The organism is Microcoleus sp. PH2017_08_TRC_O_A, assembly GCF_020738665.1.
In the GTDB taxonomy this organism is placed as follows: domain Bacteria; phylum Cyanobacteriota; class Cyanobacteriia; order Cyanobacteriales; family Microcoleaceae; genus Microcoleus.
This window is the reverse complement of the sequence record NZ_JAEQCE010000127.1, coordinates 1-11796: the sequence shown is the minus strand read 5'-3', so window position 1 is coordinate 11796 and position 11796 is coordinate 1. Positions and strand designations below refer to the sequence as shown.

Annotated in this window: 18 protein-coding genes and 2 pseudogenes; 10 read left to right on the top strand and 10 right to left on the bottom strand. The window is 44.8% G+C overall.

The genetic code is table 11. From position 1 onward, the window contains the following. Positions 1-477, bottom strand: a pseudogene (locus tag JGK22_RS30535) (photosystem II D2 protein (photosystem q(a) protein)); the annotation flags it as partial. Positions 478-888: 411 nt separating this feature from the next. On the opposite strand from JGK22_RS30535, the gene JGK22_RS30530 reads away from it, so the two are divergent. Together JGK22_RS30530 and JGK22_RS30525 are read left to right on the top strand one after the other, a co-directional pair. Next, entirely contained in the window at positions 889-1161 is a 273-nt protein-coding gene (locus JGK22_RS30530) for a hypothetical protein (RefSeq protein ID WP_293157255.1), read from the top strand. Next, positions 1158-1856 (top strand): ABC transporter ATP-binding protein, encoded by a 699-nt coding sequence (locus tag JGK22_RS30525; protein ID WP_293157252.1) that lies wholly within the window; start codon positions 1158-1160, stop codon positions 1854-1856. Before JGK22_RS30530 ends, JGK22_RS30525 begins: the two co-directional genes overlap by 4 nt. A 175-nt stretch (positions 1857-2031) precedes the next feature. On the opposite strand, the gene JGK22_RS30520 is transcribed toward JGK22_RS30525, so the two are convergent. Further along, entirely contained in the window at positions 2032-2817 is a 786-nt protein-coding gene (locus JGK22_RS30520) for a DUF4058 family protein (RefSeq protein ID WP_293208332.1), read from the bottom strand. A gap of 174 nt (positions 2818-2991) precedes the next feature. Continuing rightward, entirely contained in the window at positions 2992-3234 is a 243-nt protein-coding gene (locus tag JGK22_RS30515; protein ID WP_293186089.1) for a hypothetical protein, read from the bottom strand. A gap of 125 nt (positions 3235-3359) precedes the next feature. Between JGK22_RS30515 and JGK22_RS30510 the strand changes: the two genes are divergently transcribed. The 4 genes from JGK22_RS30510 to JGK22_RS30495 all read left to right on the top strand — a co-directional run bounded on the left by JGK22_RS30510 (position 3360) and on the right by JGK22_RS30495 (position 6135). Then, positions 3360-3572, top strand: coding sequence for a helix-turn-helix transcriptional regulator (locus JGK22_RS30510; RefSeq protein WP_293186087.1), 213 nt, complete (start codon positions 3360-3362; stop codon positions 3570-3572). A gap of 20 nt (positions 3573-3592) precedes the next feature. Continuing rightward, entirely contained in the window at positions 3593-3805 is a 213-nt protein-coding gene (locus tag JGK22_RS30505; protein WP_293186085.1) for a helix-turn-helix transcriptional regulator, read from the top strand. 566 nt (positions 3806-4371) lie between these two features. After that, a complete protein-coding gene (locus tag JGK22_RS30500) occupies positions 4372-5979 on the top strand; it encodes a glycosyltransferase family 39 protein (protein ID WP_293220161.1) in 1608 nt (535 codons plus the stop codon). A gap of 6 nt (positions 5980-5985) precedes the next feature. Next, positions 5986-6135 carry a hypothetical protein gene (locus JGK22_RS30495; protein ID WP_293198011.1) on the top strand — a complete coding sequence of 50 codons (150 nt, stop codon included), beginning with the start codon at positions 5986-5988 and terminating at the stop codon, positions 6133-6135. A gap of 104 nt (positions 6136-6239) precedes the next feature. Here JGK22_RS30495 and JGK22_RS30490 read toward each other — a convergent pair whose 3' ends face one another. After that, on the bottom strand, positions 6240-6482 hold the full coding sequence (locus JGK22_RS30490; protein WP_293186082.1) for a hypothetical protein: 243 nt from the start codon (positions 6480-6482) through the stop codon (positions 6240-6242). A 129-nt stretch (positions 6483-6611) separates the two neighbouring features. Between JGK22_RS30490 and JGK22_RS30485 the strand changes: the two genes are divergently transcribed. The 3 genes and pseudogenes from JGK22_RS30485 to JGK22_RS30475 all read left to right on the top strand — a co-directional run. After that, the gene (locus JGK22_RS30485) at positions 6612-6824 is read left to right on the top strand and encodes a helix-turn-helix transcriptional regulator (protein WP_293186081.1); all 213 of its coding nucleotides are present in this window, start codon (positions 6612-6614) and stop codon (positions 6822-6824) included. 20 nt (positions 6825-6844) lie between these two features. Beyond that, on the top strand, positions 6845-7057 hold the full coding sequence (locus JGK22_RS30480; protein ID WP_293220158.1) for a helix-turn-helix transcriptional regulator: 213 nt from the start codon (positions 6845-6847) through the stop codon (positions 7055-7057). A gap of 20 nt (positions 7058-7077) precedes the next feature. Next, positions 7078-7167, top strand: a pseudogene (locus JGK22_RS30475) (XRE family transcriptional regulator); the annotation flags it as partial. A gap of 39 nt (positions 7168-7206) precedes the next feature. Here the strand turns inward: JGK22_RS30475 and JGK22_RS30470 are convergent. From JGK22_RS30470 to JGK22_RS30445, 6 genes are all read right to left on the bottom strand, one after another. Continuing rightward, positions 7207-7599, bottom strand: a complete 393-nt coding sequence (locus tag JGK22_RS30470; protein ID WP_293220155.1) for a type II toxin-antitoxin system death-on-curing family toxin — start codon at positions 7597-7599, stop codon at positions 7207-7209. Then, entirely contained in the window at positions 7596-7820 is a 225-nt protein-coding gene (locus tag JGK22_RS30465) for an AbrB/MazE/SpoVT family DNA-binding domain-containing protein (protein ID WP_293186075.1), read from the bottom strand. The genes JGK22_RS30470 and JGK22_RS30465 overlap by 4 nt, the downstream gene beginning before the upstream one ends. A 150-nt stretch (positions 7821-7970) precedes the next feature. Further along, positions 7971-8483 (bottom strand): hypothetical protein, encoded by a 513-nt coding sequence (locus JGK22_RS30460; RefSeq protein WP_293220152.1) that lies wholly within the window; start codon positions 8481-8483, stop codon positions 7971-7973. A gap of 335 nt (positions 8484-8818) precedes the next feature. Then, complete coding sequence (locus JGK22_RS30455; RefSeq protein ID WP_293186071.1) at positions 8819-9055, bottom strand: hypothetical protein; 237 nt, start codon at positions 9053-9055, stop codon at positions 8819-8821. Positions 9056-9089: 34 nt separating this feature from the next. Next, positions 9090-9338, bottom strand: coding sequence for a type II toxin-antitoxin system HigB family toxin (locus tag JGK22_RS30450; RefSeq protein ID WP_293220149.1), 249 nt, complete (start codon positions 9336-9338; stop codon positions 9090-9092). Between the two features lie 156 nt (positions 9339-9494). Beyond that, positions 9495-11003 carry a UbiD family decarboxylase gene (locus tag JGK22_RS30445; RefSeq protein ID WP_293220146.1) on the bottom strand — a complete coding sequence of 503 codons (1509 nt, stop codon included), beginning with the start codon at positions 11001-11003 and terminating at the stop codon, positions 9495-9497. 555 nt (positions 11004-11558) lie between these two features. Between JGK22_RS30445 and JGK22_RS30440 the strand changes: the two genes are divergently transcribed. Next, positions 11559-11723, top strand: a complete 165-nt coding sequence (locus JGK22_RS30440; protein ID WP_293314379.1) for a hypothetical protein — start codon at positions 11559-11561, stop codon at positions 11721-11723. Positions 11724-11796 lie beyond the last annotated feature (73 nt).

Below are 11796 nucleotides of genomic sequence, written 5' to 3'. Positions count from 1 at the left end.
GAGCAGGAACACCGACACAAACACGGCGATCGGGCCTGTGAATGCGAGGGCGTTGTAGGGACGGATGCCGACTAAACGGGCGATTTCGATCTGACGCAGGCAGAAGCCGATCAGTGCGAAGGCGCCGTGGAGGGCGACAAATGCCCACAGGCCACCGAGTTGGAACCAGCGGGTGAAGTCCCACTGTGCTTCGGGGCCCCACAGGAACAGCAGGGAGTGTCCGAGGCTGTTGGCTGGGGTGGAGACTGCTACGGTGAGGAAGTTGGCTCCTTCGAGGTAGGAACTTGCCAAACCGTGGGTGTACCAAGAGGTAACGAAGGTGGTGCCGGTTAACCAGCCACCGATTGCCATGTAAGCGCAGGGGAATAGCAGGATGCCAGACCAGCCTACGAAGACGAAACGATCGCGCTTGAGCCAGTCGTCGAGTACATCAAAGATGCCTCTTTCGTTCTCGGCGCGTCCGACTGCGATTGTCATTACGCTAATCTCCAAATAGATATAATTACGACGGATTTGTCTCTAGTCATTATTGCCCAAATGTTGATCTGCTTAACAGAAAATGGGTTGAATTATGAACAGAGTTTACTTTTCTTTACCGTATTTAAGATTATAGGGGTAATTCTTTACAATGGCAAGCATTTCTTCAAGAAGTTCGGGATCTTGACTGGTTCGGGAAGTCCTCTAAGTTCTCGAATAAACCCGGAATCCTTGCCGGCACGGGGACAGCGCCCTTACAGCAAGCGATGTTTTTTACCGCAATACTTTGTTACAGCCCGTCGGAAAAGTAAAAAACCGGGTTTTTTGAGTCTTGATGCGTAAGTCCTGTCCTAAGTCCTGTCCTATATATATACTGAGGGTAGAGTTCCAAACTTAGGTTTTTAAGACTATATGTTCAGCATTGACATGATTGTGAAGAACACGCCCGTCTCGCTGTCGGTGCAGCGGAAATCGGTGGAGGACGCTGAGGCTGTTTACCAGCAGGTTTTAGAGGCAATGCGTAACTCCCAACCGCAAATTTTGGAACTTACTTGTGAGAAAAATACTGAGAAAAAGGTAGCTGTTCTCAGCAGCGAGATTTCTGGGGTGGTGATTTCTCAGAAATCGGGAAGTGCTTCTACGGGAAGAGCACCGGGTTTTGTTTCGATGACTTTGGCAGAATGAGGGCTGGGGGTGTGGGCGCCGATATGGGCCAGTCAGCGGTTGCTGTGCGGGATTTGGGTTTTTGCTGGCCGTCGGGCGATCGAGTTTTGCAAGGTTGCTCTCTGGATGTACCCAAGGGTGAGTTTTGGATGCTTTTGGGTACTAACGGTAGCGGCAAATCTACGCTGCTGAGGCTGATGGCTGGGCTGCTGCACCCCCAATCGGGCGAAATTGATCTGGGCGGGCGCGTGGGTTTTGTGTTCCAAAATCCCGATCACCAGTTGGTAATGCCGACGGTGGGTGCGGATGTGGCTTTTGGTTTGGTTGAGGAAAGGCTTTCTAATCTTCAGGTGCGCCAGAGGGTGGCTGAGGCTTTGGAGGCGGTGAATTTGCTGGATTTACAACGGCGGCCGATTTATGCTTTGAGTGGGGGCCAGAAGCAGCGGATTGCTTTGGCTGGGGCGATCGCCCGTCATTGCGAAATTTTGCTGTTGGATGAACCTACGGCTTTGTTAGATCCTGATTCTCAGTTGGATTTGGTGGCGGCGGTGCAGCGGTTGGTGAAAAATCGCGGGATTACGGCTTTGTGGGTGACTCACCGTTTGGATGAGTTGAATTATTGTGATGGGGCTTTTTTGTTGGAAAAAGGCCAGGTTGTCGATCGGGGAGATCCGGCGCGTTTGAAGCAGCGGTTGATGCAAAGCCAAGATGTTTAGCGATCGAGCAATTTTAGAATATGGTGTCATTAGAATATGGTGTCATTGTTCTTGAAAATATGTTGTCATTGCGAGCGTCTTAGCGAAGCAATCTTTGGGCTCTGCGATTGCTTCGCTAAGAGCTCGCAATGACATTCAAGGACTCGCAATGATATTCAAGGACTCGCAATGACATTCATCGCAATCCTCGATCGCGCAACCAAGCGTCAGCCCAAATTGTATCAGCCTCTGACAGCGCTGGTATGACTTCCCAGTTACGATAATCTATCTTGAGATCGTAACTTGCTACGTCGTAAATTTCAGTGAATAACTCCTGTAAATTGATTACAGGTTCCGTATCACCCGATCGCAGTGGCAAAGGAAAAGCTGGCATCGGGTTCTGCACGTTAAAAGCGTACAAATCTGCTCTGGGGCGGCGATTTCCCCGACACACCAAAACGCTATAGTGACTTTCAATGTCATTACCAATAACTGGCATTTTTTCACCGCGCCGCAATAAATCTATTTCAATTAAATGAGTGCGGCTGCCCAAAATTTCTTCTCGCTTTTCCTCATACATTTGTCGTCCTTTGCCTGTGCGCTTATTGCTAGGAGAGAGGATTTCAATCACTGTAATTAATTCTTGGTTTCCCCTTTCTCTAATTTCTAAATAGCCTTCCCGAACCTCGTAGGGCATGGGAATATTTACTGTTAAGGGTTGTGTTGGTGGCTCTGCAACGGCTACGTTTGATGTTATTAATTCGGTTGTGGTTCTTGGCTGAATTACGTTTACATCAGGAATGCCAATTGATAAATTGTCGTCAGCGGTTTCATACATTCTCACTTCTACAGACACTAAATACTTAGGACGTAGTTGTGGAGATAACAATCTGGCAATTTCAATAATTAGCCAGTGGTGTAGGGCAGGCCAGAGTTCTGGATGCTCTAAATACGGATCCATACCGGGAAAGGGAGATGGCATTGATGTGACTCCTTGACTCAAGTCTATTTACAGTTTAACAAGACTTTTTTGGAACAATTATGGCGATCGCACATCTTGCATTTATTGCCACAGTCCGCCGGGGTTTAAATCCCTCTCTCATCGTTAAAGTCCGCCGGAATGTGCCAACAAACGCAAGATATCAGTTCGATCGTCCTAACGTTCGATCGACGACAATTGCATCGGAATTGGCACGCTGGTTTCATTTGCCGACAGCGCATTCACAAACACAATTGTATGGGAGACAGCGGGCATTAAGCGGCGGAGTGCATTAAGATAAGATTCCGCATCGGGGCGGCGGGCGAAACGGGCGACTGTTAACCGCTGACACTTGGGGAGGTGGCGAATTATGCACCAAGGTTGAAGTCGATCGCGATATGTGGGTTCTTTTGGTATCATAGGAAAATCCTTCCCACTTTTGTGGGTGGTGAATGAAAAGCGATCGCTCTAGATTTCTCAGGTCACGGGGCGATCGCTGTTAACTATTTATTTAAAGCTATGAGCATAGCTGCTGTCAAGCATAAATGGGATTAATTCGGTTGCGAGTTCGAGAATTCGCTGAGGAGAAGGGTTGGACGCTCAAAGAAGTCTCTGACAGAACGGGAATTCCCTACAGCACTGTTAAAAAATACGCCCAAGCTCCCAAAATGGCAACGGTGGACTATACGGCTTTGCAGAAACTGGCTGAAGTCTTCGATGTGATGGTGGAAGACTTGGTTGAGGTTTTGGAACGGTAAACTGATTTGTCAAGTGCAAGATGGGTCTAATTCGATTGCGGGTTCGAGAATTTGCTCAAGAGAAGGGTTGGACGTTGAAAGAAGTTTCTGAGCGATCGGGCATTCCTTACAGTACCGTTAGAAGCTATGCTCATTCTCCCAAACTGGCAACGGTAGACTATACGGCTTTAAACAAAATGGCTCGGGTGTTCGATATTGCGATCGAGGATTTGGTTGAGATATTAGAACAGTAAACTAATTTTTAGGTGGCAACCTGGAATTAATTCCGTTGCAAGTTATATAATTTGCTCAAGATAACTGTTCAATCTCCGATTCTTCAACTAAATTGATATTGTTTTATTCAGAATCAACACATTTTCCCTCTTCCCTCTGGGTGCATCTCAATGCAAGCGAATATATCCGTAGGGGCGAAGCATGACCGCAGAAAATAGGAGATGATAACTAATAACTTATATGCGGTCATGCTTCTTCAGGCTTCAAAAACCAGATGCACCCTTCCCTCTCTTTAACCAAAACTTTTTCGGTTAACTATTTAATTTTTAATTTTTCTCTATCTCATTCAGCTTTTGGGCGACTAGCTTCCTGACTTATGTAAATATTTTCTGCAATTGGCATAGCGTCTCTAGTCCATAGAGGTTGCATGATTTTTTATTGCAGACTAGGATAATGCAATAATGCGCGAATAGCTTCCAGTAGCACTTACGCACCATAGCCAGGTGTAAGTCAACGACAGCGGATTGCCCCTTATTTCACCCTATATGTAGGGGCTGTGCCTAAGTCCTGTTCAAGGAGATATTTAATGAATCGTAATAATTGGCGACTACCTGTAACTGGGCTGCGGTTTTTACTTTTTGTGCTGTTGGTGATGGGCATATTTTTTAGAGTTGTCAATATCGATCGCAAATTCTACTGGTTTGATGAAACTTACACTTCCTTGCGAGTGTCTGGCTACTCAGGGAAATCTGTTCAGGAGCAAGTATTCAATGGGCCACCAGTCACTAGCCAAGATTTATTTAAATATCAGAGCATTAATAATAAAAATAACGAAATCGATACTATTAAGGGTTTAGCAGCAGAAGAAGGTCAACTGCCACCACTCTATTTTCTGATAGCGCGATTTTGGGCTAAATTGTTTGGAACTAGCGTTACAGCCATGAGAAGCTTGCCTGCTGTGATTAGTTTACTACAGTTTCCCTGCGCTTATTGGCTCTGCCTGGAATTGTTTGAGTCTCCCATGGTGGGATGGGTAGCAATGGCATTGATATCGGTTTCGCCCATCCACGTGCTGTACGCTCAGGAAGCACGACCCTATTCTTTGTTGACTGTGTTAACTTTACTATCCAGTGCGGTTTTGCTGCGGGCTATGCGACTTAAAACTAACCTGCAATGGGGAATTTATACAGCAATTACAGTAGTCAGCATTTACACTCATCTTTATGGTTTACTTGTTTTGATAGCACATGGAATCTATCTACTTATAATTGAAAAAGTGAGATTGAGTAAAACCACTTTTTCTTATGCTATCGCCTTTGCAGTCACGCTAATTGCAGGTTTTATTTGGTATTTAACCATCATTTATTGCCGACCTCTGCACGCTAATCCAAGCCTGCTGCAACCAGAACCTAAAATAGCGTTGACATCTTTAATGGCAAGGTGGATCGGGAATAGTAGCAGGATTTTTTTTGATATAAATATTGATGCGATGAGCTCATTCAAAAAGATGCTGCCTGCGATTCCTGTGATTGTATTTTTATTAATTTTAGTGGGATATTCGATTTATTTTATCTGCCGCCACACTTCCCAACCGATTTACGCTTTCATCTTGGCTTTGATTGTTTTTACATCCGTGCCTCTGATGATGGGAGATTTAATTTTAGGTGGACGGCGGCTCTCAGGCTACGCTCGATATCTAATTCCTACTTATCTGGGTTTGCAGTTGGCTGTGGCTTATTTGCTGACAACGAAAATTACTTCTTCTACTGTTAATACCTGGCGGCAGAAGTTTTGGCAGTTGGTTGCAATAGGAGTGTTTTCGGCTGGAGTCCTGTCTTGCACCCTGAGTTCTCAAGCAGAAGTTTGGTGGAATAAAGGTCTGGATCAAGGCAAATTCACTATTCCTATAGCGCGCATCGTAAATCAAGCTAATTCTCCGCTGTTGATTACTGATACTGCGATCGGTGAACTCATTCCTTTGAGCCGTCGGCTCGATCCGAAAGTGAAAATTCTGTGGGGAGATCGACTTAAGCTTGCTCAGCATCCTAAAAATTACAGCAATTTGTTTGCATTTCTTCCCAGTAAGGAACTCCAAGAGAGGCTTAAAAAAGAATATAAATACAAGTTAAAGCCTGTTTTTCTTAATTCAGAGGTGACTTACGATACGCGGCTTTGGGAACTTATTGATAAGTGAGTGGCTATGGCGCATCTAAGTGCAGTAATCTCAAATGCTGACTTTTTTCATGGGAATTCTCAGGGTATGGCAACTGTAGATTATACGGCTTTGGACAAGATGGCTCGTGGGTTTGAATTTGCGATCGACAATTTAGTCGAAATTCTGGAACAGTAAACTAATTTGTCGATCGCACATTTTGCACTTATTTCAACAGTCCGTCGGGGGTTTAAACCCCCACCGGAATCTGGCAACAAATGCAAGATATCAGTTCGATCGCATTAAACTTCGATCGGCAATTGCATCGGAATTGGCACGCTGTTTTCATCTAACACAGACACCGCATTCACGAAAACAATTGTATGCGGGACTGCGGGCATTAAGCGGCGCAGTGCGTTTAGGTAAGATTCGGCATCGCGGCGACGGGCGAAGCGGGCGACTGTTAACCGCTGACACTTGGGGAGGTGGCGAATTAGATGCCAAGGTTGAAGTCGATCGCGATATGTCGGTTGTTTTGGTATCATAGGAGTATCCTTCCCACTTTTGTGGGTGGTGAATGAAAGGCGATCGCTCTTGATTTATCAGGTCTGAGGGCGATCGCTATTGACTGTATATTCATACAATTACGACTACTCGTAATTGTCAAGGGCCAAATGGGACGAATTAGACTGCGAGTTCGAGAACTTGCTCAAGAAAGGGGTTGGACTCTCAGGGAAGTCTCCAACAGAACAGGCATTCCATATACTACGATCGCCACCTATGCCAGTTCTCCGGGTATGGCAACTGTAGACTACACGGCATTGGACAAATTAGTCCGTGTATTTGAGATTCCGATCGAGGATTTAGTAGAAATTTTGGAATATTAAACTGATTTATTAGCGGGAAAATGGGGTTAATTCGGTTGCGGGTTCGAGAACTAGCGGAAGAGAAGGGTTGGACGCTTAAAGAGGTTTCTGAGCGATCGGGCATTCCTTACAGTACCGTTAGAAGTTATGCCCATTCTCCCAAGTTGGCAACTGTCGATTATACGGCTTTGAACAAATTGGCCCGTGCGTTCGATATTGCGATCGAAGATTTGGTTGAGATTTTGGAACAATAAACTGATTTGTCAGCGGGAATATGGGAAGAATTAGGCTGCGAGTTCGGGAATTTGCTCAAGAAAAGGGTTGGAATCTGACAGAAGTCTCCAAAAGAACAGGTATTCCCTATAAAAACCCGCTATGGGAAGACCGTAACTTGCAATATAATTCAATCAACAGACTGAACAGAATTTTCTTCCAACCACTTCGCTAACGTATCCTGGGTTTCCCCATCAGATGCTAAGCGTTCCATTATACCCACAACTTCCATCTCAGGAACCTCAAGAGAATATCCATTTACTTCCAGGAAAGTTGCCATCACAGCAAACGCTGTTCTTTTATTTCCGTCAATAAAGGGGTGATTCTTTGTCAAGCCATAGCCATAGGCTGCTGCTAAATCAAACAAAGTCGGTTCACCATAGCCAAATAGATGCCTCGGTCTGGCTAAACTAGCTGAGAGAAGATTGTCATCTCTAATTCCCGGACTACCCCCATGCTGAGCAATTTGATCTGCATGAATGATTGTTGCTATTTCTTCTCCCATCCAAAATGGTTCGCTCATTTAGCAAGTTCCCGCAGCGCATTTTTATACTTTTCGCTGACTTTCCTATAAGCTTTCATTGCTTTATCGATTTGAGGATTGCAGGTAGTGAGTTGAATTCCATCAGGAGTTTCTGTGAGGAAAAGATTATCTCCCTCACCGATTTTGAGTTGTTGCAATACTTCTTCAGGCAGAGTTATGACTAAAGACTCTCCAACTTTTTGAATTTTGACCGCGTACATAGCATTACCTAAAAAGATTACTTACCTAATATAAACTTATTCGATCGCCCTCATTCCCAGAAACCGGGTTTTTTCCAGCATATTCGCCGCAGCGCAAAGACTCAGAAAAAACCCGGTTTCTCTGCCGCAACGCGTAAGTGTCGATCGCACTTAATTCCGCAAATCCTCAAAATCTCCAAAATCCTCAATTCCGGCACGAATTGCCAAAAGTGCGTGAAGCGTAGCTATCCCGCAGGGAATCGACCCTGCCAATCTTGATGAAAACCCGCTACTCGATGCTAAAAATTCTGCGATCGCACTTATCAGAGCCTCAATTTCTTTTTCTAAGTTTTCCTGCAACTTCTGTTCGACTTCTAACTCAATTTGCGATCGAAGTTTTGCCTCAATTTCCCATTCTAATGTTTGGCGTAATCGATCCTCCTGTGCTTTTTCCCGTTGTTGTTGTTTTTCGCGATCGATTTCAACTCTTTTCTTAATTGCTTCCTCAGCGATGCGAATATTTTCTTCAATGGGTAAACCATCTCCAGTCACTAGAGGAGGCATTTCTTGGTATTTCAAACTCGGATGATGAAATAATGCCCGGATAGCTTCCATATCCTCTCGGTGTGTGAGCACATATTTCCTGAGTTCAGGAACGCTCATTTCTTTAAAGTTAGGTTTCATCTAAAAAACTCCAGTTTCCTGATGGGAAGACCATAATTTGCAATTCGTCGCTTACGAAAATGTAAACTTCGCGACTTTCTGGGTCAAAGCGGAATAGTTGAATGTCCTTATAGTAGTTAGAGAACATCTGGCAGACGCGCAGACAGGCTTGGGCTTGTTCGTCAGTGGGATTAATCGATCCTTCCTCAATTGTGGCACAAACTTTAGAATATAATATAACTTACGCATAGGAACTCAGAAACCGGGTTTTTACGAGACTAATTCGCGACAGTGCAAAGACTCGGTAAAAACCCGGTTTCTTTGTCGGAGTGCATAAGTCCATGTGAAATAGTAGGTTACGCAACCTCTTCTAACTCAGGAATATGTTCAGCTTCATAGTTTTCAATTAAGACACTAATAACGTCCATCATCGAAGCAAGGGGATGGCTTTCATCCTCGCCGATTCGATCGATTAGACTATCTAGAAGCTCGACTAAATGCTCGTATTCTTCTTCCGTGCAAGGGACAAAAACCGTTTTAGCAATAGATGACCAAGCAGCAATTGTTCGATCGATATCAAGATTTTGCATCATTCTTTCCACCTCTCTTCATCATATTCTGCATGAGTTAAACAGCCCGAATGTAGACTTTGTTCCGATTGTAATGAATAGCAGCAATGAGTCGAACTTTATTTCCTCCTAGGTTGAATACAGTTAATTTCCCTACTCGATCGGCAGACGGAAATAGTTCGCGGAGTTCAACGAAGGTCGCAAATTCATTTTGTTTGACAAGTTTGTACCACTGAACCAAGGCATTTTGTGTATCTGGATGAAGTTTAGCAAACTCATTAAGCCGTTTGCGGGTAATTACGTGCATATTAATTTGCTCATGCCTCCTCCTCTTTAATTCTTGGCGTTTTACTCAGCATGACATATACGCTTTGTGTAATTCCAGTTTATCAAATTCCAGAAAAAAAGGGAGAAATTCTCACTCTCCCCTTCTCCCCGCGCCGGATACGGCATTGCCGTTTCCCTACCTCATCTCATATCCAAACAAATTCGGATCGACCTCACCCAAATTCAAATCGGCCAAACCATACTCAGCCCAACGCCGCTGAACCATCGCCGCCATATCCGGATCGGATTCCAAAGGTTTACCCCATTCGTGCTCGGTTTCTGGCGGCATCTTCGTAGTAGCATCAATCCCCATTCTGCCTCCCAAACCAAGCTTTTCACTGGCAAAATCTAAGGTATCAAACGGCGTATTTGGCAAAATAAATACGTCTCGAACTGGATCGACTTTAGAACTAATTGCCCATACTACTTGACGCGGGTCGCGAATGTTGATACTTTTATCGACAACAATCACAAACTTGGTGTAAGTAAACTGCGGCAATGCACTCCAAAATGCTAAAGCAGCTCTTCGCGCTTGACCGGGATAAGCTTTATCGATCGAGATAATTGCAGCTTTATAACTCAGGGCTTCCATTGGTAAGAAGAAATCAACAATTTCCGATACTTGCTGCCGCAAAATAGGAGTATAAATGCGATTCAGCGCGATCGCCATCATAGCCTCTTCTTTCGGTGGCCGCCCGCTAAATGTCGTTAAATAAATCGGATCTTTGCGGTGCGTCATGCAGTTAAAGCGAACCAGCGGCGAATCTTCCACACCGCCGTAATAACCCATGTGGTCGCCAAAAGGCCCGTCGGGTAACACTTCCCCCGGTGTAATCGTTCCTTCTAACACGATTTCCGAGTCTGCGGGTACTTCCAAATCTACGGTTTTGCACTTCGCTAAACTTACGCCGGAACCGCCGTAAAGTCCGGCAAATAACCATTCGGATAAATCTACAGGAATCGGTGTTGCTGCTGCGAGGATGATTAAAGGATCGACTCCCAGGGCGATCGCAACTTCCAACTTTTTACCAGCTTGTGCAGCTTTCCGCAAGTGTCGCGCGCCGCCACGGACAGATAACCAGTGTACAGTCATCGTGTTTTTTGACTGCAACTGCAACCGATAAACGCCCACATTCGGCGTGCCGGTTTCGCAATCCTTGGTAATTACCAAACCGAGGGTGATAATTTTGCCCGCATCTCCCGGATAGGGGCGAATCATCGGGATTTTGTTCAAATCGACGCCTTCTCCCTCAAATACCACTTGCTGACAAGCTGGGAAGAAGTCGCGGCCTGGTTTGGCTTTCACTACGTCGAACAGGACTTTGCCGAATTCTATGGCTTGGGAAATCTTTTTCGGCGGTTTGGGCTGTTGTAGCATACCTAATTTTTTGCCGAGTTCTTCAAGTTCGATCGGCTTTTCCATGTTCATCGCCCAGCAAACCCGTTCTTCCGTGCCCAACAGGTTAATGGCGACGGGGAATTCTGCCCCTTTGACGTTCTCAAACAGCAATCCGGGGCCGCCTTTGACTAGCATTTGATTGGAAATTTCGGCAATTTCGAGGTCGGAATCGACTAAAGCGCTGATCCGGCGCAGTTGTCCTCTGTCTTCTAGCAGTTTGAGGAAGCCTCGCAAGTCTCTAGCCATTTTTTTTAAGATTTGTTAACGTTATTTATTTATTATGATGGCCGTCGGGCTGTTTGGGATCGAGTCGCAAATGCGCGGAAAGTACGCACGGTGTCCCCAAACGGTAGCTATCCCGTCAGGAATTGTCCAAAGGTATGTAGTTGCGCTTCAGCGCTCTTTGATATAGAAAAGAGCGCCCAAGCGCAACAACGTACCTCAAAATTAACCCGTATCAGAATGCCAGTTGCGTCCAGGATGGTCGAAATTTCAAATTTTGTGACATTGAACTGCGATCGACACCTAAAGTTAAGAAAATAATAAGGGCGATCGAACAGGGCTCCTCTTTCGATCGCTTCCCTAACGCTACTTACCTAATGTTTTTAACCTAATGTTAACCAGAGATTAAGGAAAGATTATTGTTATTGATTCCATTCCTTAATCATAAAAAGCTTAATCTAATCTTAACCATAATTTAAAACAAGCTTATTACTTTAGCTGTTTTTACTGGGAAATTCAGTCTATCCTAGGTCATAGATTTGCAAAGTCTGCTATCTAATTATTTAAGGACGAGGAGTTATGGTTTTCTTCACTAAAGGCTGGCGGCGTGGCTTTATCGTTACCCTAGCAGTAGCAACATTTTCGCTAAGTTTGATTACTTCTGCTGTAGCTGCGGTAACATTAAACGGTTCGGGAGCAACTTTCCCTAAACCTTTGTACGATCGGTATGCCTCTAATCATTAATTTATTGGACAAGACTGGACAATGCGTACATGGCGATCCATAATACTAATATGGCAAAGTACGTGAAACCAAA

Coding starts and splice junctions, on each gene's coding strand:
- JGK22_RS30530 (WP_293157255.1), top strand. CDS start 889: ATGTTCAGCATTGACATGATTGTGAAGAACACGCCCGTCTCGCTGTCG.
- JGK22_RS30525 (WP_293157252.1), top strand. CDS start 1,158: ATGAGGGCTGGGGGTGTGGGCGCCGATATGGGCCAGTCAGCGGTTGCT.
- JGK22_RS30520 (WP_293208332.1), bottom strand. CDS start 2,817: ATGCCATCTCCCTTTCCCGGTATGGATCCGTATTTAGAGCATCCAGAA.
- JGK22_RS30515 (WP_293186089.1), bottom strand. CDS start 3,234: ATGATACCAAAAGAACCCACATATCGCGATCGACTTCAACCTTGGTGC.
- JGK22_RS30510 (WP_293186087.1), top strand. CDS start 3,360: ATGGGATTAATTCGGTTGCGAGTTCGAGAATTCGCTGAGGAGAAGGGT.
- JGK22_RS30505 (WP_293186085.1), top strand. CDS start 3,593: ATGGGTCTAATTCGATTGCGGGTTCGAGAATTTGCTCAAGAGAAGGGT.
- JGK22_RS30500 (WP_293220161.1), top strand. CDS start 4,372: ATGAATCGTAATAATTGGCGACTACCTGTAACTGGGCTGCGGTTTTTA.
- JGK22_RS30495 (WP_293198011.1), top strand. CDS start 5,986: ATGGCGCATCTAAGTGCAGTAATCTCAAATGCTGACTTTTTTCATGGG.
- JGK22_RS30490 (WP_293186082.1), bottom strand. CDS start 6,482: ATGATACCAAAACAACCGACATATCGCGATCGACTTCAACCTTGGCAT.
- JGK22_RS30485 (WP_293186081.1), top strand. CDS start 6,612: ATGGGACGAATTAGACTGCGAGTTCGAGAACTTGCTCAAGAAAGGGGT.
- JGK22_RS30480 (WP_293220158.1), top strand. CDS start 6,845: ATGGGGTTAATTCGGTTGCGGGTTCGAGAACTAGCGGAAGAGAAGGGT.
- JGK22_RS30470 (WP_293220155.1), bottom strand. CDS start 7,599: ATGAGCGAACCATTTTGGATGGGAGAAGAAATAGCAACAATCATTCAT.
- JGK22_RS30465 (WP_293186075.1), bottom strand. CDS start 7,820: ATGTACGCGGTCAAAATTCAAAAAGTTGGAGAGTCTTTAGTCATAACT.
- JGK22_RS30460 (WP_293220152.1), bottom strand. CDS start 8,483: ATGAAACCTAACTTTAAAGAAATGAGCGTTCCTGAACTCAGGAAATAT.
- JGK22_RS30455 (WP_293186071.1), bottom strand. CDS start 9,055: ATGATGCAAAATCTTGATATCGATCGAACAATTGCTGCTTGGTCATCT.
- JGK22_RS30450 (WP_293220149.1), bottom strand. CDS start 9,338: ATGCACGTAATTACCCGCAAACGGCTTAATGAGTTTGCTAAACTTCAT.
- JGK22_RS30445 (WP_293220146.1), bottom strand. CDS start 11,003: ATGGCTAGAGACTTGCGAGGCTTCCTCAAACTGCTAGAAGACAGAGGA.
- JGK22_RS30440 (WP_293314379.1), top strand. CDS start 11,559: ATGGTTTTCTTCACTAAAGGCTGGCGGCGTGGCTTTATCGTTACCCTA.